Here is a 21,173-nt window from a genome sequence, read left to right on the forward strand (position 1 = left end):
ATCGTTGCCACACTGAGCCTAGCCAGGGTGCCATCACGACTCAAGCACCCTGGATGATTCCCACCGAAGATGCCCGAGATGCCGCGCGCTAGCCCTTGTGTGACGTGGGTAGCGTCGACTAGCTTCCCAGTGTGGTAAGGATTCCAGAGTTCTCAGGAGTTGTGGAACGAACGTGACCGGCAACGATGCCGCTCACGACGACACCGAAGGGAAGACACATGAAGAAGAGGCAGAGGACGCTGACCGTCGCGGCCCTCGCGGCGTCGACCGTGATGCTCGCGGGGTGCAGCTTCGGAGGCGGTGGTGGCACGGCCGCCACCACGTCCTTCACCGACAAGGCCACCGGTGCGCTGAGTGCCTGGGGGTTCGAGAACGCCGACGACGTGGGCACCTCGCGTCTGGACTACGCCGCGGCACAGTTGCCCGACGTCGACGTCAAGATCGACCAGACCGCGTTCGACGCGCAGAAGTTCACGACGAGAGTGGCAGGCGGGAACGCTCCGGACGTCGTCCAGATGGACCGCCGGTACATCGGCACCTACGCGGCACAGGGGCTCATCACGCCGCTGTCCGAGTGCTTCTCCGTGCACGACGTCGACCCGGCCTCGCAGTACTACCCGTCCGTGGTGGCGGACATCACGTACGACGGTGACGTGTACGCGGTGCCGCAGTTCTACCAGCCGCCGGCGATCATCCTCAACGATCGAGTGCTCGCGGCGGCCGGCGTCGACCCGTCCGAGATCGACACCTCGAAGCCCGACGTCCTCCTCGCCGCCATCAAGAAGGTCTACCAGGAGAGCGGCGGCAATCCGACCGTCCTGGGCTTCGACCCGGTGGCCGCAGGACAGGCGGGCCTGTGGGTGCTCGGCAACGGGGGTCAGATCATCGACAAGGACGGCGTGCCGACCTTGGACGACGAGTCGAACCGTGCCGGCCTCGACTACCTCAAGAAGATCTACGACGCACAGGGCGGCTACGCGAAGGTGAAGAGTTTCACCGACGCGTTCGACACCTTCGGCGACGGCAACCAGTACGTCACCGACAAGGTGGGCGCGCAGGTCAACATGCAGTGGTACGTCAACGTCCTCACGCCTTACGTCGACCAGGTGGACATCTCGGCCGTCCCCTTCCTCGACCAGGACGGCAAGCCGTTCACCGTCGCCAGTGGGACGGCCTTCGTCATCCCCGCCGGGGCGAAGAACAAGGACGCCGCGTGTGCGTGGGCGTTGGACCTGACGAGCATGGACGCGTGGAAGGCCGCCGGTGAGGCCCGGTCGAAGACCATCGCCGCCAAGCCCGGTGCGATCAACACCGGACTGTTCACGGGCTCCCCGGAGGCCGACACCGCCATCCGCGACGCGTACGTCAAGGAGAGTGGGAACGCCGGGTTCGACCAGACGATCGGGACGTACTACGACGCGGTCTCCGAGGGGCAGACCTTCGGGGTCTCGCCGGCAGGGCAGCAGATCGAGACCGAGTTGAACAACGCGGTGCAGTCGGTCCTCCTCGGCGACAAGACCGCTGAGGAGGCGCTCGCCGACGCCCAGAAGGCGGCTCAACTCGCCTACGACCAGGCGACGGCAGCCGGCTGATCGGATCCCACAACCGCTGACGACGACGGCCCCCTCCTCCGGGAGGGGGCCGTCGTCGTGCGTCCGCTGCTCCGCATCGTCGGTCGGCCGGAGACGACGCAGGGAGACGGAACTCCGTCCGGCGACCGGTGACCCTGGACGCCGGACGGCGGTGTCCTGGACAGCACCGGCGACCTGACTCGGGGTGGAAGACGGTACGACGAGAGCGGTGGTCTCCCAGGGAGACCACCGCTCTCGTCACTCGTCCCGGCGCACGACGCCGGGGCGGTTCAGCCCTTCCGCCCCTGGGTCGCGACGCCCTCGATGAAGTACTTCTGTCCGAACGCGAACAGGATGAGCATCGGGAGCGTCACGACGAGTGCGGCGACCATGACGAACTGGTAGTCGCCGTGCCCGCCGTTCGTCGGGCTGAAGGCGGTCATGGCGTAGGAGATCCCCAGCGGGACCGTGAACCCGTCCACGCTGCCGGCGTTCAGGTAGATCAGGCCCGCCTGCAGGTTGTTCCAACTCGCCTGGAACTCGAAGAGGAACACGATGATGAACGAGGGGATCGACAGGGGCATGGCGATGCGGCGGAACAGGCCGAAGTAGCTCGCGCCGTCGAGGCGAGCGGCCTCGAAGAGTTCGCGAGGGAGCCCGAGGAAGAACTGGCGCTGCAGGAAGATGTAGAACGCCGACCCGAACAGGTTGAGCGCGAAGAGCGGCAACCAGGTCCCGAGCACACCCAGGTTCTTCCAGATCAGGTACTGCGGCACCATGGTCACCGCGCCCGGCAACATCATCGTGGCCAGGACGAGCCCGAAGAGGAGATTGCGGCCGGGGAACTTGAAGTAGGCGAAGCCGAACGCCACGAGCGAGCTCGAGATCGCCACGAGGCCCGCGGCGAGCAGGGCGATCACGATGCTGTTGGTCATCCACGACAACAGCGGAAGCTGCTGCCACACGTCCGCATAGTTCTGCGGGGTGAATGTCTCCGGGATCAGCTTGTTGTCGAAGACCTCGCCTCGCGGTTTGAGACTCGCGGCGAGCAACCACACGAACGGGTAGAGGAACAACAGCGAGAAGCCGGTCAGGAGGATCCACAGGACGGTCTTCCCGATCACCCGGCGCACACGGTAGTCACGCTGACCGACCGCTCCACGCGGCGGGTTCGGCGACGCGGCGGCCCTCTCGTCGACCTCTCCGACCGGAGGGACCTGGTTCTGGACGGTCGTCATCAGTCGTCTCCTTCGTAGAACACGAATCGATTGCTGAGCTTCATCTGGATGAGGGTGATCACGAGGATGATCACGAACAGGAGCCAGGCCATGGCGGCCGCGAAGCCGAAGTTGAACTGGCGGAACGCCTGTTGGAACAGGTACACGCCGTAGAAGAGCGAGGACTCCGGCGAGGCGTTCGTCTGATCACGCCAGAACAGGAGGTACGCCTGGTCGAAGACCTGGAGGGCCGCGATCGTCAACACGATGACGTTGAAGAAGATCGCCCCCGAGATCATCGGGACGGTGATCGAGAAGAACTGGCGGACGGGACCGGCTCCGTCGAGCGACGCCACCTCGTAGAGTTCCCGCGGGACGTTCTTCAGGGCGGCCAGGAAGATCACCATCGTCCCGCTCACCCCCCACAGGGTCATCAGGACGATCGACGGCTTCACCCAGTTCGGGTCGATGAGCCACTGCGGGCCGTCGATGCCGAAGAGCCCGAGGAAACTGTTGACGGCGCCGGTGTTGCCGTTCAGCAGCAGGAGGAAGACGGAGGCCGTGGCGACCGCCGGAGTCATCTTCGGGAGGTAATACAGGGTGCGGAAGAAGCCGGCGCCGCGCCCGACCCGGTTCAGCAACGTCGCGAGGAAGAGCGCGAAGACGATCTCGAGCGGGACGGCGAGCACCGCGTAGAACAGGGTGTTCCCGAGCGACAGTGCGACCTTCGGGTCGGCGAAGAGGTTCTCGTAGTTCGTCAGTCCGACGGGCGTCGCGAGGTTGGTCGCCAGGTTGTAGTTGCTGAAGGAGATGACCAGGCTGTAGCCCATCGCGCCGGCGGTGAACACCAGGAACCCGATGATCCACGGGCTGATGAAGAGGTAGCCGGCGATGGCCTCGCGTCGGTTGTACTTGCGCACCTTGCGACCGCCGACCGATGGAGACGGCGTCCGGCGATCGCGCCGAGGACGGGTGGTCGTGGTCACGGGCGCCTCCCGATCGGTCCTTCGTCGCGTCCGGTGATCGTCTCCATGGCCACCCTCTGGCTTTCCGTCGATCCCAATCGGGATGTGGCATCGTTACCACATGCGACCGACTATAGGCGAGGTCGCGCGGCCCTGGCAAGAGGTGGCGGCGGGCGGCTGACTCGTGTCTGCGACACCCCGGGGGCTAGGGTGGAGGCGCCGAGCAGCGGGCGATGGCATCACCTGAGTGGAGGGACTGCAGACGATGGTCGACCGGTCAACGCGCCCCGAGCCACCCCGTCGTGCGACGCTCAAGGACGTCGCTCAGGCGGCCGGTGTCTCGCAGTCCACGACCTCGCGAGCCCTGAGTGGCGAGGGGTACGTCGCCGCGGCCGTGAAGGAACGGGTCGCCGCGGCGGCCGACGAGCTCGGGTACGTCCCGCACGCGATGGCCCGCAGCCTCCGCACCCAGCACAGCCACGCGATCGGCGTCCTCGTCTCGGATCTCCGGAACACCTTCTATGCCGATTTCGCCGCCGGGGTCGCAGCCCGCGCTCGTGAGCTCGGGTACACGATGATGCTCGTCGACGACCAGGGCTCGGTCGAGGCTGAGATGGACGCGGCCCGCGCCTTCGTCGCGACACGCGTGGCCGGCGTCATCGTGACCCCCCTGTCGAAGGATGTCTCCGACTACCTGGTGAAACAGCGGATCCCGGTCGTCGAGGCGGATCGGCAGTTCTCCGACGGTCGGTGCGACGGGGTCGCCATCGACAACGCCGACATCGCTCGACGGGTGACCGAGCATCTCCTCGAGCTCGGCCACCGACGCATCGCCCTGCTCACGGACGAGACCGTCTGGACGACCGGTTCCGAGCGACTGTCCGGCTACGAACGGGCGCTCCGGGAGGCGGGGATCGAGACCGACCCGTCCCTGCTCGTCACCGCGGGCTGGGAAGCGGACGCGGCTCGGAACGCCGCCGTCGACCTCCTCGCCCGACGCGGGCACCCGACCGCCGTCTTCGCCGCGAACAACCTCATCGCCGAGGGCGTCTGGAGGGCGGCATCGGACCTCGGGCTCCGCATCCCCGACGACCTGAGCATCGTCTCCTTCGACGATTCCCGGTGGATGAGCATGGTCTCCCCAGGCGTGACGGCCGTCGCACAGGATGCCGACGAACTCGGCGAGGCGGCACTCGATCGACTGGTCGGCCGCATCGCGAACCCCGACGCCGACACCGTGCTCACCACCATCGAGGCGCGGTTGCTCCCGCGCGGGTCCACCGCGGCCCCGCGTCCGGCCGCCTGAGCCCGAACGACGCCTGGCATCGCTCCCGCATCCCGACCGGATGACGCCCACATCGGTCTTGATAGTTAAGAGTCTTATCAGTTACGGTCTCCCCATCGGATCACCGGCGAGGAGGCACCATGACCGACACCGTCGCCGGCACGCCGGCCCTGATGCGGGCGATCAACGACCGCGCCGCCCTCGCCGTCCTCCTCGAGCGCCAGCCGCTGTCCCGCAACCAGCTGAGCGAGCTGTCTGACGTCTCGAAACCCACGGCCTCCCAGATCGTCCGACGCCTCGAGGGCGCCGGCCTCATCGAATCTGTCGGACACATCGCCGGGACGTCCGGGCCGGCGACCGCCCTGTACGGGGTCCGGGCTCGCCGCGTCCTCGGGGTCGCGATCGATGTGCAGTCCGACGGCGTGCGCTCCGTCCCGGTCGACGCCGTCGGTGGTGCGTACACGGTCGCCGAGACGCGTCGACCGAGCGGTGGCGGCGCCCGTACCGCCGCCGACGAGGTGCGACAGGCCGTCGAGCTCGCCTGCGCGACGAACGGGATCGAGGTCGGGGCGGTCGCCGCCGTCGTCGTCGGCCTCCAGGCCTCGGTCTCGCCCCGTACCGACGAACTCCTCCTCCCCTACGCCCTCCCCGGCTGGCCGACCCGCGGGACCCGTGCATCGCTCGAGACCCTGCTGCCGTGGAGTGTCGAGCTCGCCAACGACGCGAACCTCGCCGCCGTGGCCGAGCGGGTCACCGGAGCAGGCCGCTCGGCCCAGAGCTTCGCACTCCTGTGGCTGGGGATCGGTCTCGGCTTCGCGGTGGACGTCGACGGCGCCCTGCTCCACGGGGCCCGTGGTGCTGCGGGCGAGATCGGCACCCTGACCGTGTCCACCCACTCCCTCCTCGACGGTCCGTCCGTGGCACGGCTCGACGACCTCCTCGACTGGAACGTCCTCGAGGACCTCGCGGCACGCCACGGCATCACGGGGTTCTCGATCGACGACGCAGCCCGGACGCTCGCGACCCACCCGAGCCGCGACGCGTTCTTCGCCGATCTGGCTCCGCGCGTCGCCCTGGCCGTTCCGCCGGCGATCGCGATCCTGGACCCCGAACGCGTCATCCTCGGCGGGCCGATCGGGACCGCCGGAGGAGACCGGCTCGCGAGCCTCGTCCGCGACCTGCTCCCTGGGCGTGCGACGACCACCGAGATCGTCGGTGCGACCGTCACCGCGGAGCCGGTCCTCACCGGCGCACGGCACAGGCTCGCCACCACCATCCGATCACGACTTCTGGACGAAGCGTTCGCTTCCGCCCACCGCTAGCGGCGTCGAGGCCGTGGTCACCGCCGCCGCCTCGAGTGTTCCGCGATCGAATACAGAAGGAATCAGGCATGCACACACCACGGAACATCCGGAACGTCCTGGTCGCGATGGGGGTCGCCGCCGCCGCGGTCCCCCTGCTCGTCTCCTCCCCCGCCACCGCGGCGGGTCTCCCGATCGAGGGGTACCTCATGACCGGGTCCGGATCGCAGTACATCGCCCCGAGTGCCTCGGCACTCTCGCTCGTCGGCATCGACGGCGTCAACCTGACGTCCACCGGCGCGGCGGTCACGGCGACGCCGCCGGAGGCCGCGGGCATGGTGACCACGGCGAAGGGTCACGGCCTCAAGACCGAACTCCTCTTCGGCAACTTCGACGAATCGATCGGTGACTTCTCGCCGACCATCGCCACCAAGCTCCTGAGCAGCACCGCGAACCGGAAGGCCGTGGTCACCTCACTCGTCTCCAAGGTCGCGCAGGGTGGTTTCAACGGCGTGCAGGTCGACCTCGAGTCGCTGAACAGCACCCACAAGGCCGGTCTCACGAAGTTCCTCGCCGAACTGCGTGCCGCACTGCCGTCAGCGTCGACCATCTCGATAGCGCTCATGGCCACCGACAGCGCCGCGGGCTACGCCGACGAGGGGTACGACATGAGTGCGCTGAACACGTCCGTGGGGCGGTTCGTGTTGATGGCCTACGACCAGCACGGACCGACCTGGACCGATGCGGGCCCCGTCGGCGGCACGCCCTGGGTCAAGAGCGTGCTGACGGCATTCATTGCGACCGGTGTCCCGAAGAGCAAGATCGACCTCGGTGTCGCCGAATACGCGTACACCTGGCCGGGTGACGGGACCGACGGCGTGCAGCTGACCGTCGCCGAGGCGAGAGCGAAAGCAGGCAATCGTGCGACGTGGGACGCGACGCAGCAGGAGTGGACGGCGACACTCGCGGACGGCACGGTCATCTGGTGGTCCGACGCCAAGACCCTCGGTCTCCGGAAGACCTACGCCACCCGACAGGGTGTGCACGGCCTCGCCGTGTGGGAGCTGAGTCTCGGTGATCCGATCAGCTGAGTCGCGCCAGCCTCGAGCCCGTCGAACGCCGCGTCGGAATCGGTTCAGGCGGTGGGTGGGCGGATCCAGGCAGTGACGGCCCGCGAATGGCTCGGTTTCTCCGGGGCCGGCCAGACCGACGGAGACGGTCGGTCTGCTCAGAGCGCCTGAAGCCGCACCCGTCTTCGGATCAGATGAGGTCCGCCGTCCGACTGCGCGCGGCGTAGACAGCGGGGGTCACGGAGAACCGGGTGCGGAACGCCCCGATGAAGCTGCTCACCGACTCGTAACCGACCGCGGGTGCGACCTCCTGCACGGCGACACCCCGACCGAGCATTCCCGCCGCTGCATGCAGGCGCACGCGGACCCGCCACTCACGGAAGGTGCATCCCGTGCCGTCCACGAACGCCCGGCCGATCGTCTTCGAGCTGACGCCCGCCGCCGAGGCCCAATCGTCGAGCCCACGCGGGTCGGCGGGGTCGGCCATCAGGGCCGACGCGATGGCACGCGCGCGCGGTTCACGGGGCATGGCCAACGCCTCATCGTCGCGAGCCGCCGCCGACAGCAGGTCGATCAGGAGCGACCAGCATCGCCATCGCCGGCGCCCGGCCGGGTCGGCGTCGAGCAGGTGCGCCAGCAGCGCTCCCGAGAGGTCGTCGACCCGGACGGTCCGTGCACCGTTCCAACGGCCGCCCTGTGGGCGCAGCATCGGGTCGGCATAGACGCTGATGAGCTCTCCGGGCTCGCTGAAGCTCATCTCGTGCACCATCCCCGCGGGGATCCAGGCGAGGTGCTCTCGCCGCAGTCGCCGCCGATCGCCGAGGACCGACACCTCCATCGCGCCGGAGCTCATCCACGCGAGTTGGTCCTCGCGGTGCGAGTGCTCGTCGAACCGTGTCGTCGCATCGACCCGCGAGCGGGAGACCCGGAACTCGCCCGATGTCCCTTCGGCGTCATCCAGTGGGCCGAGGAGCTTGATCCCGCCGTCCGCGTGATCGCGACCAGACATCCAGCTGTCTCCATTCGACAAGTCCTGTCCACTCAGCGCGATAGCGCGAAGCGATTAGGCAAGGCTAACCTGACTGTCGCCATCCCGCCAGCCGAACCGATGAAGGACCCCATGATCGTTCCGAAGCACCACCGCGCCCCGAGCGCGAGGACCGCTCGCCTGCTTGCCGCGGTGAGCGCGCTCGCCCTCGTCGGTGTCGCGCTCTCCGCCTGCTCGAGCGCCTCCTCGACGACCGCCGAGAACCCGAACTACACGACCGAGCCGAGCGACTCGTTCCCGGTGACGATCGAGCACGAGTACGGCGAGACGGTCATCCCCTCGGAGCCACAGCGGATCGTCGTGGTCGGACTGACCGAGCAGGACATCCTCCTCGAACTCGGTGTCACACCGATCGCGACGACGGAATGGTACGGCGAGCAGCCGTATGCGGTGTGGCCGTGGGCGACGGAGCTCCTGGGCGATGCCGAGCCGACCGTCCTCACCACGACCGACGGGTTCGAGTACGAGAAGATCGCGTCGCTGCGGCCGGACCTGATCATCGGGACGAACGCCGGCATGACCGAGGAGAACTACGCGAAGCTCGCGGAGATCGCGCCGACCGTGACCAATGAGGAGGGTGCGGGACTCTACTTCGCGGATTGGCGGGACCAGACCAGGATGGTCGCCCAAGCCGTGGGTCGCTCAGCGGAGGGCGAGGCGCTCATCACGGGCGTCGACGAGGCCTACGCTGCGGCCGCGGCAGCGCACCCGGAGTTCGCGGGCCTCACGGCGACCTTCTCTCAGGGTGGGCCGTGGGACGGCAACCTGTGGGTCTACCCCGACGGCCTCAACACCGATTTTCTGACGGATCTCGGGTTCACGATCACGCCCGGGTTGCAGCAGTACGTCCCGAGCGAGGGCGGACAGGCGCAGATCGCCGCCGAGAACGTCGGTGTCATCGACGCTGACGTGATCGTCTTCGCGACGGAGTCCACGGATGCCGTTCAGGAGGTGCTGGGCTTCGGCACCACCTCGAGTCTGGACGCCGTGACCGGCGGACACGCGGTCTTCACCGACGGCGAGCTCGCCGGTGCGATCTACTTCCTCACCCCGCTCAGCCAGAAGTACGTCCTCGAACAGCTGGTGCCGCGCCTGGTCGACGCCGTCGCCGGCACAGCTCCGCAGAGCGTCGACGGCTGACCCGTCGGTGACCTCGCGCACCCCTCGCGGGCGCCGTTCGCTGGGGCTCGGGATCGCGGTCGCGGCACTCGTGACCGCGATCCTGCTCAGCATCCTCGTGGGGTCCCACCCCGTGGGCCCGACCGACGTCTGGCGGGCACTCACGAGGCCCGATGGCTCCGTCACCGATCTGGTCGTCCTCGATCTGCGGATCCCCCGCACCATGGCCGGACTCGTCGTCGGTGTCGGGCTCGGCGTCTCGGGCGCACTCATCCAGGGCCTCACCCGAAACCCCCTCGGTGATCCGGGGATCCTCGGTGTGGACGCGGGCGCGGCGCTCTTCGTCGCGATCGGTGTCCTGCTCGGCGCGCGCACGCCCGTGCAGTATCTGCCGTTCGCGTTCCTGGGAGCCCTGGTCGTGACAGCACTCGTCTACGTGATCGGCTCGGCAGGACGTGGTGGTGCGGATCCGGTCCGGCTGACCCTCGCCGGCGTCGCCCTTGCTGCGGTGCTCAGCGGCATCACGACCGCGATGATGCTCCTCGACCCGGTCACGTTCAGGCAGCTCCGCGGGTGGAACGCCGGGTCCTTCGTCGAGCGGGGCCTCGACGTCATCATGCCCGCACTCCCCTTCGTCCTCGCGGGCGTCGTCATCGCGCTGTTCAGTGCGCGATCGCTGAACGCCCTCGCGCTGGGCGACGATCTCGCCGCCTCACTCGGCACCCGCCTCGCGACCACCCGTGTGCTCGCCGTCGTCGCGATCACCCTGCTGGCGGGAGGGGCGACCGCGATCGCCGGACCGGTCGGCTTCGTGGGGCTCATGGTGCCGCACATCGCGCGGTGGATCGTCGGTCCCGACCAGCGGTGGATCTTGGCGTACTCGATCCTGATCGCGCCGGCTGTGCTGCTCACCTCTGACGTGATCGGTCGCGTGATCCTCTGGCCGAGTGACGTCCCTGTCGGGATCGTCACGGCGTTCATCGGTGCGCCCGTGTTGATCCACCTCGTGCGGCGCGCGAAGGCGAGCGCACTGTGAGTGGGGCCGAGACCGGACCGCGCACGGTCGTGTGGCGGAGGCGATCGCTCTCCGTCCGCGTCCGGCTGCGCACGATCGTGGTGTGCGGGGTGCTCGGTGTGGTCGCGCTCGCGTTGGTGTTGCTCGCGCTGTGTCTCGGCGACCTGCCGCTCTCGGTCGGTGAGGTCGCGTCGGCGTTCCTCGGCGGGCCAGGCGGTCTGGTGCAGACGGTGGTGCTCGAGTGGCGCCTCCCGCGAGTCCTCGCCGCGCTGCTCTTCGGCGCCGCCCTCGGACTCTCCGGCGCGATCTTCCAGTCCCTCACCCGGAACCCGCTCGCGAGCCCCGACATCATCGGGCTCACCGCGGGATCGTACGCGGGCGGTCTCATCGTGATCATCGTGATCGGTGCGGGCGCCGGCTCGGCCGCTGTCGCGGGCGGTGCCGTCGGTGGCGGGCTGATCGCCACGGCGCTGGTCTCCCTCCTCAGCTACCGTCGAGGCATCCAGGGCTTCCGCCTCATCGTCGTGGGCATCGGCGTCTCGGCCATGCTCGAGGCGCTCAGTTCCTACCTCGTGCTGCGCGCGAAGCTCGAGGTCGCGATGCTCGCCACGGTCTGGGGCGCAGGCTCGCTGAACGCCGTCGGATGGGCCCAGCTGCTCCCGGCCGCCGTCGTCATCCTGGCCGTCACCATCGTCCTCGGGCCACTCGGCGGCTCGCTCCGCCAAATCGAGCTCGGCGACGACGCGGCGAAGGCGCTGGGATCGCGGGTCGAACCCTCACGGCTCGGTCTCGTGGCGTGCGCCGTCGCGCTCACGGCTGTCGTCACGGGCGCAGCCGGACCCATCGCGTTCGTCGCCCTCGCCGCCCCGCAGATCGCGCAGCGGATCACCCGCACCGCCGGCATCGCGCTGGTGCCGTCCGCCCTGCTCGGGGCCCTCGTGTTGCTGGCATCCGATATCGTCGCGCAGCACCTGCTGCCGACGTCGCTCCCGGTGGGGGTCGTCACCGTGATCGTGGGTGGCGGCTACCTCGTCTGGCTCCTCGTCCACGAGATCCGCAGACGCTCGTGACCGTTCTGTCGTGAGGACCGGGGATACCCCCTCACCGCATCGATCGGCGGCCCTCTAGCCTGATGCCGAAGAGCCGAAGCAGACGACGCGACGGCGGAAACGAGACACGATGTCGCTCCCTCCCGCTCCCGATCCCACCAGGACCGCCAAGCGCTTCATCCTCGCCGTCTTCAGCTTCGTCGGGCTGATGGCGTCCGGTGTCGGGGTGGTCTCGTGCTCGATCGGGCTCGCCGACACCGGTCACCCCGCCATGATCGTCGGGCTCGCCGGAAGCGTACTCGGCATCGCCGCCGCCTTCGTCGTGATGTGGACGGCCCTGCGCTCCGAACGCTGATCACGCCAGGCACCTCGGCTGGTCTCCTCCGTTGGACGGCGGTCGCCCGGACCGACGGTGCCGCCGGAACGTTCAGGTCGGGAACAGCGAGGCTGATACGCTCTCGCAGGTCTGCGTTCGCGTCGCCACCCGGATCGTGACCGGGGTCAGGGACGTGCTCATGCGCAGCGGGGCGTGAGGAATCGCAATGAGCATGGAAAGCGCGGCCTGGAGCTCGCTGTACAAGATCTCGAGCGCCAAGGACGGCAAGCACGGGATCTCCCGCGCGTCCGTACGTCGGATCATGACCTTCGCGGTGCCCTACCGCGCCAAGCTGCTGGTCTTCATCGCACTCTCCGTCGCGGGAGCGTTCCTCGCGGTGGCGACGCCGGTCCTCGCCGGGCAGGTGGTCGACGTCATCGTCGCCCGGGGCGAGGTGGCCACGATCGTCCGGCTCGCGGTCGTCATCGCCCTCGTGGCCGTGGCGGACGCCGCCGTGTCCTTGCTGACGCGATGGTATTCGGCTCGGATCGGCGAGGGGGTGATCCTCGACCTGCGCACAGCCGTGTTCAACCACGTCCAGAAGATGCCGATCGCCTTCTTCACCCGGACCCGGACGGGCGCCCTCGTGAGTCGCCTCAACAACGACGTGATCGGCGCTCAGCAGGCCTTCAGCGGCACCCTGTCCGGCGTGATCACGAACCTCGTCGCCCTGATCCTCACCCTGATCGTCATGCTCAGCACCTCCTGGCTCGTGACGGTCCTCGCGGTGGTGATGCTCCCCGTCTTCCTGGTGCCCGCGCGCCGTATGGGTGGCCGCCTTGCAGCGCTGCGTCGCGAAGCCGCCGACCACAACTCGGCCATGAGCACGCAGATGACCGAGCGCTTCTCGGCTCCCGGCGCCACGCTCGTCAAGCTGTTCGGCCGACCGGATCAGGAGGCCGAGGAGTTCCGTGTCCGCGCCGCCCGCGTCCGCGACATCGGTGTCCGGACGGCGATGCTGCAGTTCGTCTTCTTCACCGCGCTGATGCTCGTCTCCGCCCTCGCGCTCGCCCTCGTCTACGGCCTCGGCGGCTCCCTCGCCCTCGCCGGGCAGCTGGACACCGGTGAGGTGGTCACCCTGGCGCTCCTGCTCACCCGCCTCTACGCACCGCTGACCGGCCTCGCGAACGCCCGGGTGGAGATCATGAGCGCGGTGGTCAGCTTCGAGCGCGTGTTCGAGGTGCTCGACCTCGAACCGCTCATCCGGGAGAAACCCGACGCCGTCACCGTCGCCGATGGTCCGGTGTCCGTCGAGTTCGACGACGTCCACTTCGCCTACCCGTCGGCGGACAAGGTGTCCCTCGCCTCTCTGGAAGAGGTTTCGATGCTGGACACCCGCGGCGGCGAGGAGGTGCTGCACGGCGTCTCCTTCCGGATCGAACCAGGGCAGACCGTCGCCCTCGTCGGCTCGTCAGGAGCGGGTAAGTCCACGATCGCGCAGCTGCTGTCGCGGCTGTATGACGTCGACGAGGGCGCCGTACGTCTCGCGGGGACGGACGTCCGCGATGTCGCCTTCGCCTCCATCCGGCACACCCTGGGCATGGTGACGCAGGACGGCCACCTGTTCCATGAGACCATCCGCTCCAATCTGCGCCTCGCGCGTCCGGAGGCGTCCGAGGACGAGGTGTGGGACGCCGTCCGCCGCGCGCGGCTCGAACCGCTCATCCGGTCCCTGCCGGACCAGCTGGACACCATGGTGGGCGAGCGTGGCTACCGACTCTCCGGTGGTGAGCGCCAACGGATGACCATCGCACGACTGCTCCTCGCCCAGCCGCGCGTCGTCATCCTCGATGAGGCGACAGCGGCGCTGGACTCGACCTCAGAGGCAGCGGTGCAGGCGGCGCTCAGCGAGGCGCTCGAGGGCCGGACGGCGATGGTCATCGCGCACCGGCTCTCGACCATCCGCAGTGCGGACCTGATCCTCGTGGTCGAGGACGGCTCGATCGTGGAGCGGGGCACGCACGACGAGCTGCTGGCTGCCGGCGGCCGGTACGAAGAGTTGCACCGCACGCAGTTCGCCGTCCAGAAGAACCTGGCAGCGGATGAGGAGACACCGAGCGCGACCTGACCGCGGTCGCTCCGTTGGAGCCTCCGTGCCGATGGGCTACCGCAGACGCCTGCGCAGGAGCAGGAAGGCTCCGCCCGCGAGCAGGCCGGCGGCGACGACGCCGACCCCGCCGAGCTGCCAGCCCGTCAACGCCAGGTCTCCGTCAGCGGAGGGTCGTGCTGCGACCGACGGGCTCGGCGACGCGATCGCCCCTGCTCCAGGACCTCCCGAAGGCGGCGCAGCGGTCGGCGTGGCCGTCGGAGGGACGGGCTCGACCTGGGCGCCGGGCACCGACCAGGTTCCCGCGGCGAACGTGACGGGCAGGGTCGCCGCCGTGACCACCGACGACGGGATGCCCGACTCGAGGACGAGGCACTCGAGCGCGAGGGTCGCATCTCCCTGTTCGACGCCGCCGTCCACGACCTCCTGGAACGAGATGGCCATCGGCACCTCGACCGGCTGCCCGGCGGCCACCGCGACGGTCGGAGAGGTGACGACGGTGCTCCCTCCCGCTGTCACGGAGAGTCGGGCGGCGTCGTCCGCATCGGCTGGGCAGCCCGCGGCGAGCACCGCGGAGCCGAACGACGGGACGGCGCGCGCGTCACCTGAGGTGACCGCGGCGCCGGCGGTGTCGCGCAGCGTGAGCGGTGCCGGTGCCGAGGCGGCGACGGCAGCACCGGCGCCGGCGAGGCAGAGGACCGCGCTGGCGCTGAGCGCTGCCGTGACGAGCAGGGCGCGCCCTGCGGCACGGAACGGAGAACGGTGGATGACGGGGACAGTGGAAGACATCGGGACCTTTGGTGGGTGCGGTGAGCCTCCGGGACGGGGATACCCGGCGACGCCAGGACTCTCGCCGACGCAGATTAATGGGTCGTGAACGCCGGGCGTCACTCATGGCACCGGCCGTTGGGCCGAGGTTCACCTCCGCTGCCTACGATCGGCGCGTCCGTCCGATGAAAGTGATGCCATGCCCTTCGATCCCCGCCCCGAGCAGCCCGCGCCCACCGGTGGCGCATCCTCCGTGCCTGAGGAGGAGCGGGGCGCATCGGCCCGGTACGGCCTCTCCCGCCGGTCCTTCCTGGGGGCATCCGTCGCTGCGACGGTCGCAGTGGGAGCGACCGCCCAAGGGCTCGGGAGCGCGGCCTCCGCCCAGGCCGCGCCGCTACCGTCCGCGTCGGCAGTCGTCGACCCGGACGCAATCTCCTGGCTGGTGTTCGACCACCACGTGCACTCGGTCTACTCGCACGACGCCAAGTACCCGATGACGACGATCCTCGACCAGGCGCAGCGTTTCGCGGTCGACGCGATCGCCTTCACCGAACACAGCAACAAAGGACATGCCAACGTTGGCGGGGTGTTCAACGCGGCACGCGAGATCGACACCGCGCGGGCGGCTCGCCCCGACATGCTCGTGCTGCAGGGGCTCGAGTGGTACATCCCGGGAGCCGAGCACGCGACCGTGCTGATCGCGCCCGGGCCCCAGACGACCCTCGTGTTACGCCGCTTCGAACTCGACCACGACGGCAAGCTCAACGGATGGGAGAAACCGCGCCCCGGCACCGAAGACGCCGCCGAGTGGCTCGTGCACGCGACCGACGGGATAGCCTGGCTCGGCGCCCAGAAGCGTGCCGGCGTCATCGACGACGTGATCGTCCTCGCGAACCACCCGAGCCGCCTCGGCATCGACTCGCCCGGAGAACTCCGTGCCTGGCAGGACGCCGACCCGGAGGTGTTCGTCGGTATGGAGGGCGCTCCCGGCGCTCAGGCCGGAGCGATCGCCGCGAACGCGACCGAACGCTCGCGGCGCGGCGAATACGAGAACGCCCCCAGCGAGTTCTCGTTCCCCGGCTACCCCGCGGAGGCCTATCTGACTCACGGCGGCTTCGACTGGACGACGGCTGTCGTCGGCGGTGTGTGGGACTCGCTGCTGAGCGAGGGGCGGCGCTGGTGGATCACCACGAACAGCGATCTGCACCTCAAGGAGTCCGACGCCACACGCGTCGGCGACTTCCCGACCGGGCCGGACTGGGAGGCCGGGGCAACCCTCGCGAACTTCAACCGCGCCGGCCGTCGACCCGACCCGATCGCCACGGACACACCCCAGAACGGCGCCGACTTCTGGCCGGGCGAGTTCAGTCGGACGCACGTCGGGGCCGTCGACCGGTCGTCCGCCTCCCTCCTCGACGCGATCCGCGCCGGCCGTGTCTGGGTCGACCACGGACACCTCGTCGCCGGACTCTCCGTCGTGCTCCGTGCCACCGACCAGCCGGAGACCGGCGTTACCCTGGGCGGGACCCTCACCGTCGCAAGCGGCACCGCCCTCGAGCTCGTGGTCGACGTCACGCCCACCACGACGCCCACCTCGCGGGGCACGACGCCGAGACTCGCGCACCTCGACCTGATCCGCGGGCGTGTCACCGGGCCCGTCGCCGACCGTGACGAACAGCGCGCACCCGGCACCCGAGTCGTCGAAATGCTCGACGTCACCGACCGTAGCGATTCCCCGTTCCGTGTCGTGGTGCCGCTCGAGCCGGCCGCTGAGGACGGCTATGTCCGCCTTCGTGGCAGCGATGGCCAGGTGCACGGGGTCGGTCCGCTCGGCGCCGAGATCGACTCGCGGGCACCCCAGCCGTACCCGGTCTCCCCAGCTGACCCCTGGGCCGACATCTGGCTGTACACGAATCCGATCTTCATCAGCGTGACCTGAGACCGGTCGGAACCCGCCTGTGCTGGCGGCGCTGGGTCGACGGGTCCGGTGCTCGGCGAATACGCGAACGAGCTGCACGGCTTCACGAGGCAGTCCGAGAAACCCCTGACGTCTGGGACACGGCTCTTCGGTGGGCTCGCCGGGGTCGAACCGACGACATCCACGGTGTAAAGACTCCTGGATCGGACGGTTCCCCGTGTTTCCGGCCCTCAGCGCTTGCCCTGCTGAGCGCATCCGCGCGGCCCGCCCGGTCCCCCTCGATGTCCTCCGCGGTGGCGTTGCTGGTGAGGTCGTCTTGGTCGAGATCCACGGTGAGGACACAGAGCCTGGCGAGCACCGCGCGGCGTACGTGCTGGGACAACGTTGTGCTCCTGCCGACGCTCGCCACGGTCGTCTCAGCCAGAACGACGCAGGTCGCCCTGTCCGCCCAGGAACGGATGCAGAAGCTCGAGCAGCTCGCGCGGGCGATCGAGCGGGATGATGTGGCCGCTGTCCGGAAGGAGCCGCGCCTCCAGGTGATCCGTCAGCGGCTCGAGCTGAGCAGCCGTCGCTCCGGCCACGGTCCTGCCCCCGATGGCAAGTGTCGGCACCCGGAGCCGACGCGTTCTGACGGCTTGGGCAACTTGCGCCGCGTTGGCGGCGAGAGCGCGGTAGTGCTCGAAGGCGCTGCGGAGGGAGTGGCGTCCGCGATAGGCCTCGATGAAGGCGTCGCGGATCTCAGGCTCCACTCCGCGACCGTCATGGGTCCCCGTGCGGAGGAAGTACTCGATGTACTCGGACTCGTGTCCTTCGAGAACCGTCTCGGCGAGATCCGGGACAGCGTGGAAGCCGAACCACCACGGAGGGCCGCCTGGCACGAAGGCCTCGGCTCCTGGTAGGGCGCCGATCATGCCCTCCATGAGCACAAGACGATCCACCCGATCGGGGTTCTCGAGCGCGAGCATGAACGCAGGAGTCACAGCCGCGTCGATCGCGACCACCGCCGCATGGTCGACGTCGAGGGCGTCGAGGATGCAGAGCGCATCTCCCGCGAGGCTCCGCGCATCGTATCCGGACACCGCTCGCTCACTGTCGCCGAGCCCGCGCAGGTCGGGAGCGATCACGCGGTGCGTCTCGGCCAGAGTCGGGATGACCGCGCTCCAGACACGCCAAGTGTGCGGGAACCCATGGAGCAGCAGTACAGCCGGTCCCTCGCCTTCCGTGATCACGTGGAGGCGCGCTCCATCGGACTCGACTGTGGTGGACGTAGTCATGACACCTCATCTAGGTTTCTGTTGGAGACCACTTCACGATAGGAACATCTTCATGTCACCGGAAGACGGCACTCTTCGCTCACCTGGTTCCCCCGAGGGAACCGACCCGCTCGGCAGCCGAGGGGATCTCTTCGACCCCGCATGCCCCACCCGTCGGCTCCTGGACCGGATCGGCAGCAAGTGGACTGCGATGATCGTGATCCAGCTCCACGACGCCTCGCCAGAGGAGCTGCGCTTCTCCGAGTTGAAACGCCGAGCCGCCGGTGTCTCGCAAAAGATGCTGGCCCAGACCCTTCGATCGCTCGAGCAGGACACACTCGTCTCACGTCGTGTTAAGGCAACCACTCCGCCGCGGGTCCACTACCGTTTGACCGAGCTCGGCGAGTCTCTCTACCCGCCGATCGCGGCGCTCCGCGAGTGGGCCGAGTCGAACATGAGAACTATCGACAGGCCTGACGTCCGAGATCGTTGAGACCGACTTCGGTGGGCCGTTCAGCTCTCCATGTTGGCGTCATAGTCTTCGCCAGGGTGTCGAGCTTCGGATGTGGATTCATCATGCTTCCAGTTGTCTGCCCCCAGCCAGTCCTCGCACGCTGCCCGCAACGGTTGGCACCAGGACCAGCCGTCGCCCGCGCACTGGTGAGGTTGGTCGCGGCGTGTGCCGAGTAGCGACCATGAGTGATCTGCAGGTACGGCAAGCCCGAGACGACGAACACCGGTGTTTGGCTTCCGAGAGCGGGTGGATGCTGCCAGCATCAGGGCCGGCGACGCAGTCGATTGTCGGTATTCCCGTAGAAGCGGCTGATCAGGAGCGTCCCACCGGCGCCGTGCACGATGATGCTCCCGAGCACGACCAGGCACGCGGCGGCCAGCACGGGATACCCCTGATCGAGTGGGAGAGCGTTGAAGGCGATCAGTCCGAACACAATCGACGCCGCACCCCGGGGGCCCATGGTCGCGATGAAGAGCCGGTCGCGGGGCCGCAGTCGCGTGCCGAGTAGTGATACCCATACCGGAATGAAACGGCCGACCGTCAACGCGAAGAACGCGAGGAGCAGCGTGGGCCACCAGGTGTACGTCGCGCTGACAAGGGTGACTGCGGCGACCCCGAACGCAAGCCAGAGGAAGAGGTTCACCGTGGACGTGAGATCCTCCACGAAAGAGAGTTCGGGTTCCTCCTTCCAGCCTTTCCCACGCGCGAACCGGAACGCGATCCCACACACGAACGCGGCGACGAACCCGTTCGCACCGACCAGAAGCGCCAGCCCGAAGGTCGCCATCGGTAGAGCAGCGATACCGATCCTGATGCTCTGCTGATCCGCCCATCCCGCGCGGAGCACGACGCCGAAGAGCTTGCCGACTGCGGTGCCCACGATGCTCCCGACGATGATCGCGAGCAGCCCGGCAGGAGCCGCGCTGAGGAGCGCAGCAACAGCGTCTGTTCCGGGAGTCGTGGTGCTCGAGGCAAGCGCGAGCGCTCCCAGGAGGAGCGGGGCGACCAGGCCGTCGTTGTATCCGCTCTCGACACTCAGCCACCGTCGAACCTGGTTCGGGATCCTCTTGTCTCGCACGATGGACAGCTCCGGGGAGAAGTCAGCCGGGACGGAGATGCAGGCGATGGCGAGCACCGCGGCGGTTGACAGACCGAGCGGGAGGCTGAGTCCGAGCGCGACGACCATCGCGACCGACAGTGGTAGCGCGATGAACAGCAACCGCAGTGGCACCGGGCCGAACTGAGCGCGAATCGAACCGCGGACGTCGACCGCATCGACGAACAGCAGGAGCGCGAGGGCGATCTCCGCGAGATTGAGCGCCAGATGCGAATCGAAGAACTCGACGGATCCGTCGCCGATGAACAAACCGATGACTGCGCCGATGACGACTGTGATGTCCAGGAACGTTGTTTCGGCGACACGGCCCTGACCTGCTGAAAGGCGAAGACCTCCGGTTGTGAAGTGGAGCTGTTCAAGGAACCGCTTCACGAACCAGGAGGTCTTCGTGTCCCACGCTAACGCTGCTCTGACTCCCCGTGCTCGCATCCGGTTGGCGCGTTTGATCGTTGACGACGGCTGGCCGCCCTCGGTGGCGGCCAAGATGTTCATGGTCTCGACCGTGACCGCCCGGATATGGGCGGCCCGATGGCGCTCTGAAGGAGTCGCCGGGATGCGGGACCGATCGAGTCGCCCGCGCTCAATGCCGGCCAAGACGCGCTTGCCTGTGGTCAAGAGAATTGTGAAGATGAGGTGGCGACGCCGGCTCGGACCCGTGCAGATCGCCGGGGAGCTCGGCTTAGCGCCATCCACCGTTCACGCGGTGCTCGTGCGCTGCCGTATCAACCGGCTGTCACGTATCGATCGGGTCACCGGAGAACCGATCCGCCGCTACGAGCACGACCATCCCGGCTCCTTGATCCACGTCGACGTCACAAAGTTCGGCAACATCCCCGACGGCGGCGGGCATCGTTTCCTCGGTCGCGCGCAGGGCACGAGGAATCGGCATGCGATGACGGGCGTGAACCGCAATGCTCACCATCAGCCCCGGCTCGGGATCGGCTACCTTCACACGGTCGTCGACGATCACTCCCGCGTCGCCTACGTCGAGATGCACGCCGACGAACGATCCGAGACCGCCATCGGCGTCCTGCGCCGCGCGACAGCCTGGTTCCACGATCGCGGAGTCACCATCGAACGCGTCCTCTCCGACAACGGCGCCTGCTACCGATCTCACGCCTGGCGAGACACCTGCGAAGACCTCGGCATCCGACACAAGCGCACCCGCCCCTACCGGCCGCAGACCAACGGCAAGATCGAGCGCTTCCACCGCACCCTCGCCGACGGCTGGGCCTACGCACGCTTCTACGGATCAGAAACCGAACGCCGCGCTGCCCTGCCTGACTGGATCCACTTCTACAATCACCACAGGCGACACTCCGCGATCAACGGCACACCAATCAGCAGGCTCAACAACCTCCCTGGACATCACAGCAGTGCGCCGCTGAAGGCCAGCGTGATGCCCGCCTTGGCATCCGAATGACGGATCCACCCGTTAACAAGCTCGAGAATCTTCCAAGCCTGATCAGGATTGGGGGTGGGAGCCTCATCTTTTCGAGGTTGAAGGCGAAAAGGGGACTTGCGCATGTGCACACCATAC

At 68.4% G+C, this 21,173-nt stretch carries 19 protein-coding genes; 12 read left to right on the plus strand and 7 right to left on the minus strand.

Going from position 1 to position 21,173, the window contains the following annotated elements; translation table 11 throughout:
• The first annotated feature begins 218 nt into the window (after positions 1-218).
• Positions 219-1,592, plus strand: a complete 1,374-nt coding sequence (locus tag AC4PMY_RS00165; protein ID WP_491621726.1) for an ABC transporter substrate-binding protein — start codon at positions 219-221, stop codon at positions 1,590-1,592.
• A 269-nt stretch (positions 1,593-1,861) separates the two neighbouring features.
• On the opposite strand, the gene AC4PMY_RS00170 is transcribed toward AC4PMY_RS00165, so the two are convergent.
• Complete coding sequence (locus AC4PMY_RS00170) at positions 1,862-2,809, minus strand: carbohydrate ABC transporter permease (RefSeq protein WP_491621727.1); 948 nt, start codon at positions 2,807-2,809, stop codon at positions 1,862-1,864.
• The gene (locus AC4PMY_RS00175; protein WP_491621728.1) at positions 2,809-3,774 is read right to left on the minus strand and encodes a carbohydrate ABC transporter permease; all 966 of its coding nucleotides are present in this window, start codon (positions 3,772-3,774) and stop codon (positions 2,809-2,811) included. Before AC4PMY_RS00175 ends, AC4PMY_RS00170 begins: the two co-directional genes overlap by 1 nt.
• Before the next feature lie 244 nt (positions 3,775-4,018).
• Here AC4PMY_RS00175 and AC4PMY_RS00180 point away from each other — a divergent pair, with 244 nt between their 5' ends.
• The 3 genes from AC4PMY_RS00180 to AC4PMY_RS00190 all read left to right on the plus strand — a co-directional run bounded on the left by AC4PMY_RS00180 (position 4,019) and on the right by AC4PMY_RS00190 (position 7,430).
• Positions 4,019-5,059, plus strand: a complete 1,041-nt coding sequence (locus AC4PMY_RS00180; protein WP_491621729.1) for a LacI family DNA-binding transcriptional regulator — start codon at positions 4,019-4,021, stop codon at positions 5,057-5,059.
• A gap of 119 nt (positions 5,060-5,178) precedes the next feature.
• The gene (locus tag AC4PMY_RS00185) at positions 5,179-6,360 is read left to right on the plus strand and encodes an ROK family transcriptional regulator (RefSeq protein WP_491621730.1); all 1,182 of its coding nucleotides are present in this window, start codon (positions 5,179-5,181) and stop codon (positions 6,358-6,360) included.
• Between the two features lie 68 nt (positions 6,361-6,428).
• Positions 6,429-7,430 carry a glycosyl hydrolase family 18 protein gene (locus tag AC4PMY_RS00190; protein ID WP_491621731.1) on the plus strand — a complete coding sequence of 334 codons (1,002 nt, stop codon included), beginning with the start codon at positions 6,429-6,431 and terminating at the stop codon, positions 7,428-7,430.
• Between the two features lie 169 nt (positions 7,431-7,599).
• On the opposite strand, the gene AC4PMY_RS00195 is transcribed toward AC4PMY_RS00190, so the two are convergent.
• Positions 7,600-8,418, minus strand: coding sequence for a helix-turn-helix domain-containing protein (locus tag AC4PMY_RS00195; RefSeq protein ID WP_491621732.1), 819 nt, complete (start codon positions 8,416-8,418; stop codon positions 7,600-7,602).
• Between the two features lie 111 nt (positions 8,419-8,529).
• Between AC4PMY_RS00195 and AC4PMY_RS00200 the strand changes: the two genes are divergently transcribed.
• The 5 genes from AC4PMY_RS00200 to AC4PMY_RS00220 all read left to right on the plus strand — a co-directional run bounded on the left by AC4PMY_RS00200 (position 8,530) and on the right by AC4PMY_RS00220 (position 14,084).
• Complete coding sequence (locus AC4PMY_RS00200) at positions 8,530-9,597, plus strand: ABC transporter substrate-binding protein (protein ID WP_491621733.1); 1,068 nt, start codon at positions 8,530-8,532, stop codon at positions 9,595-9,597.
• Positions 9,598-9,604: 7 nt separating this feature from the next.
• On the plus strand, positions 9,605-10,612 hold the full coding sequence (locus AC4PMY_RS00205) for an iron chelate uptake ABC transporter family permease subunit (RefSeq protein WP_491621734.1): 1,008 nt from the start codon (positions 9,605-9,607) through the stop codon (positions 10,610-10,612).
• Positions 10,609-11,661 (plus strand): FecCD family ABC transporter permease, encoded by a 1,053-nt coding sequence (locus AC4PMY_RS00210; protein ID WP_491621735.1) that lies wholly within the window; start codon positions 10,609-10,611, stop codon positions 11,659-11,661. The genes AC4PMY_RS00205 and AC4PMY_RS00210 overlap by 4 nt, the downstream gene beginning before the upstream one ends.
• Before the next feature lie 109 nt (positions 11,662-11,770).
• Positions 11,771-11,995, plus strand: coding sequence for a hypothetical protein (locus AC4PMY_RS00215; RefSeq protein ID WP_071259931.1), 225 nt, complete (start codon positions 11,771-11,773; stop codon positions 11,993-11,995).
• Positions 11,996-12,182: 187 nt separating this feature from the next.
• On the plus strand, positions 12,183-14,084 hold the full coding sequence (locus tag AC4PMY_RS00220; protein WP_491621736.1) for an ABC transporter ATP-binding protein: 1,902 nt from the start codon (positions 12,183-12,185) through the stop codon (positions 14,082-14,084).
• Between the two features lie 36 nt (positions 14,085-14,120).
• On the opposite strand, the gene AC4PMY_RS00225 is transcribed toward AC4PMY_RS00220, so the two are convergent.
• Positions 14,121-14,852 carry a hypothetical protein gene (locus AC4PMY_RS00225; RefSeq protein ID WP_491621737.1) on the minus strand — a complete coding sequence of 244 codons (732 nt, stop codon included), beginning with the start codon at positions 14,850-14,852 and terminating at the stop codon, positions 14,121-14,123.
• 178 nt (positions 14,853-15,030) lie between these two features.
• Between AC4PMY_RS00225 and AC4PMY_RS00230 the strand changes: the two genes are divergently transcribed.
• Entirely contained in the window at positions 15,031-16,770 is a 1,740-nt protein-coding gene (locus tag AC4PMY_RS00230) for a PHP domain-containing protein (protein ID WP_491621738.1), read from the plus strand.
• A gap of 395 nt (positions 16,771-17,165) precedes the next feature.
• Here AC4PMY_RS00230 and AC4PMY_RS00235 read toward each other — a convergent pair whose 3' ends face one another.
• A complete protein-coding gene (locus AC4PMY_RS00235; protein ID WP_064293671.1) occupies positions 17,166-18,023 on the minus strand; it encodes an alpha/beta fold hydrolase in 858 nt (285 codons plus the stop codon).
• A gap of 52 nt (positions 18,024-18,075) precedes the next feature.
• Between AC4PMY_RS00235 and AC4PMY_RS00240 the strand changes: the two genes are divergently transcribed.
• Positions 18,076-18,495, plus strand: coding sequence for a winged helix-turn-helix transcriptional regulator (locus AC4PMY_RS00240; RefSeq protein WP_491621739.1), 420 nt, complete (start codon positions 18,076-18,078; stop codon positions 18,493-18,495).
• Between the two features lie 283 nt (positions 18,496-18,778).
• Here AC4PMY_RS00240 and AC4PMY_RS00245 read toward each other — a convergent pair whose 3' ends face one another.
• A complete protein-coding gene (locus AC4PMY_RS00245) occupies positions 18,779-20,188 on the minus strand; it encodes a cation:proton antiporter domain-containing protein (protein WP_491622673.1) in 1,410 nt (469 codons plus the stop codon).
• Between AC4PMY_RS00245 and AC4PMY_RS00250 the strand changes: the two genes are divergently transcribed.
• On the plus strand, positions 20,076-21,056 hold the full coding sequence (locus tag AC4PMY_RS00250; RefSeq protein WP_491621740.1) for an IS481 family transposase: 981 nt from the start codon (positions 20,076-20,078) through the stop codon (positions 21,054-21,056). The genes AC4PMY_RS00245 and AC4PMY_RS00250 overlap by 113 nt on opposite strands.
• On the opposite strand, the gene AC4PMY_RS00255 is transcribed toward AC4PMY_RS00250, so the two are convergent.
• Complete coding sequence (locus AC4PMY_RS00255; RefSeq protein ID WP_491621741.1) at positions 21,002-21,160, minus strand: Pycsar system effector family protein; 159 nt, start codon at positions 21,158-21,160, stop codon at positions 21,002-21,004. The two genes, AC4PMY_RS00250 and AC4PMY_RS00255, sit on opposite strands and share 55 nt — an antisense overlap.
• Between the last annotated feature and the right edge of the window lie 13 nt (positions 21,161-21,173).

This window comes from Plantibacter sp. MDV22-iso1 (genome assembly GCF_058408345.1).

Excerpts from the sequence above, each read along its gene's own strand:
- AC4PMY_RS00180 (WP_491621729.1), top strand. The coding sequence starts at position 4,019 with ATGGTCGACCGGTCAACGCGCCCCGAGCCACCCCGTCGTGCGACGCTC.
- AC4PMY_RS00195 (WP_491621732.1), bottom strand. The coding sequence starts at position 8,418 with ATGTCTGGTCGCGATCACGCGGACGGCGGGATCAAGCTCCTCGGCCCA.
- AC4PMY_RS00200 (WP_491621733.1), top strand. The coding sequence starts at position 8,530 with ATGATCGTTCCGAAGCACCACCGCGCCCCGAGCGCGAGGACCGCTCGC.
- AC4PMY_RS00165 (WP_491621726.1), top strand. The coding sequence starts at position 219 with ATGAAGAAGAGGCAGAGGACGCTGACCGTCGCGGCCCTCGCGGCGTCG.
- AC4PMY_RS00225 (WP_491621737.1), bottom strand. The coding sequence starts at position 14,852 with ATGTCTTCCACTGTCCCCGTCATCCACCGTTCTCCGTTCCGTGCCGCA.
- AC4PMY_RS00255 (WP_491621741.1), bottom strand. The coding sequence starts at position 21,160 with ATGCGCAAGTCCCCTTTTCGCCTTCAACCTCGAAAAGATGAGGCTCCC.
- AC4PMY_RS00230 (WP_491621738.1), top strand. The coding sequence starts at position 15,031 with ATGCCCTTCGATCCCCGCCCCGAGCAGCCCGCGCCCACCGGTGGCGCA.
- AC4PMY_RS00240 (WP_491621739.1), top strand. The coding sequence starts at position 18,076 with ATGTCACCGGAAGACGGCACTCTTCGCTCACCTGGTTCCCCCGAGGGA.
- AC4PMY_RS00190 (WP_491621731.1), top strand. The coding sequence starts at position 6,429 with ATGCACACACCACGGAACATCCGGAACGTCCTGGTCGCGATGGGGGTC.
- AC4PMY_RS00215 (WP_071259931.1), top strand. The coding sequence starts at position 11,771 with ATGTCGCTCCCTCCCGCTCCCGATCCCACCAGGACCGCCAAGCGCTTC.
- AC4PMY_RS00235 (WP_064293671.1), bottom strand. The coding sequence starts at position 18,023 with ATGACTACGTCCACCACAGTCGAGTCCGATGGAGCGCGCCTCCACGTG.
- AC4PMY_RS00185 (WP_491621730.1), top strand. The coding sequence starts at position 5,179 with ATGACCGACACCGTCGCCGGCACGCCGGCCCTGATGCGGGCGATCAAC.
- AC4PMY_RS00220 (WP_491621736.1), top strand. The coding sequence starts at position 12,183 with ATGAGCATGGAAAGCGCGGCCTGGAGCTCGCTGTACAAGATCTCGAGC.
- AC4PMY_RS00170 (WP_491621727.1), bottom strand. The coding sequence starts at position 2,809 with ATGACGACCGTCCAGAACCAGGTCCCTCCGGTCGGAGAGGTCGACGAG.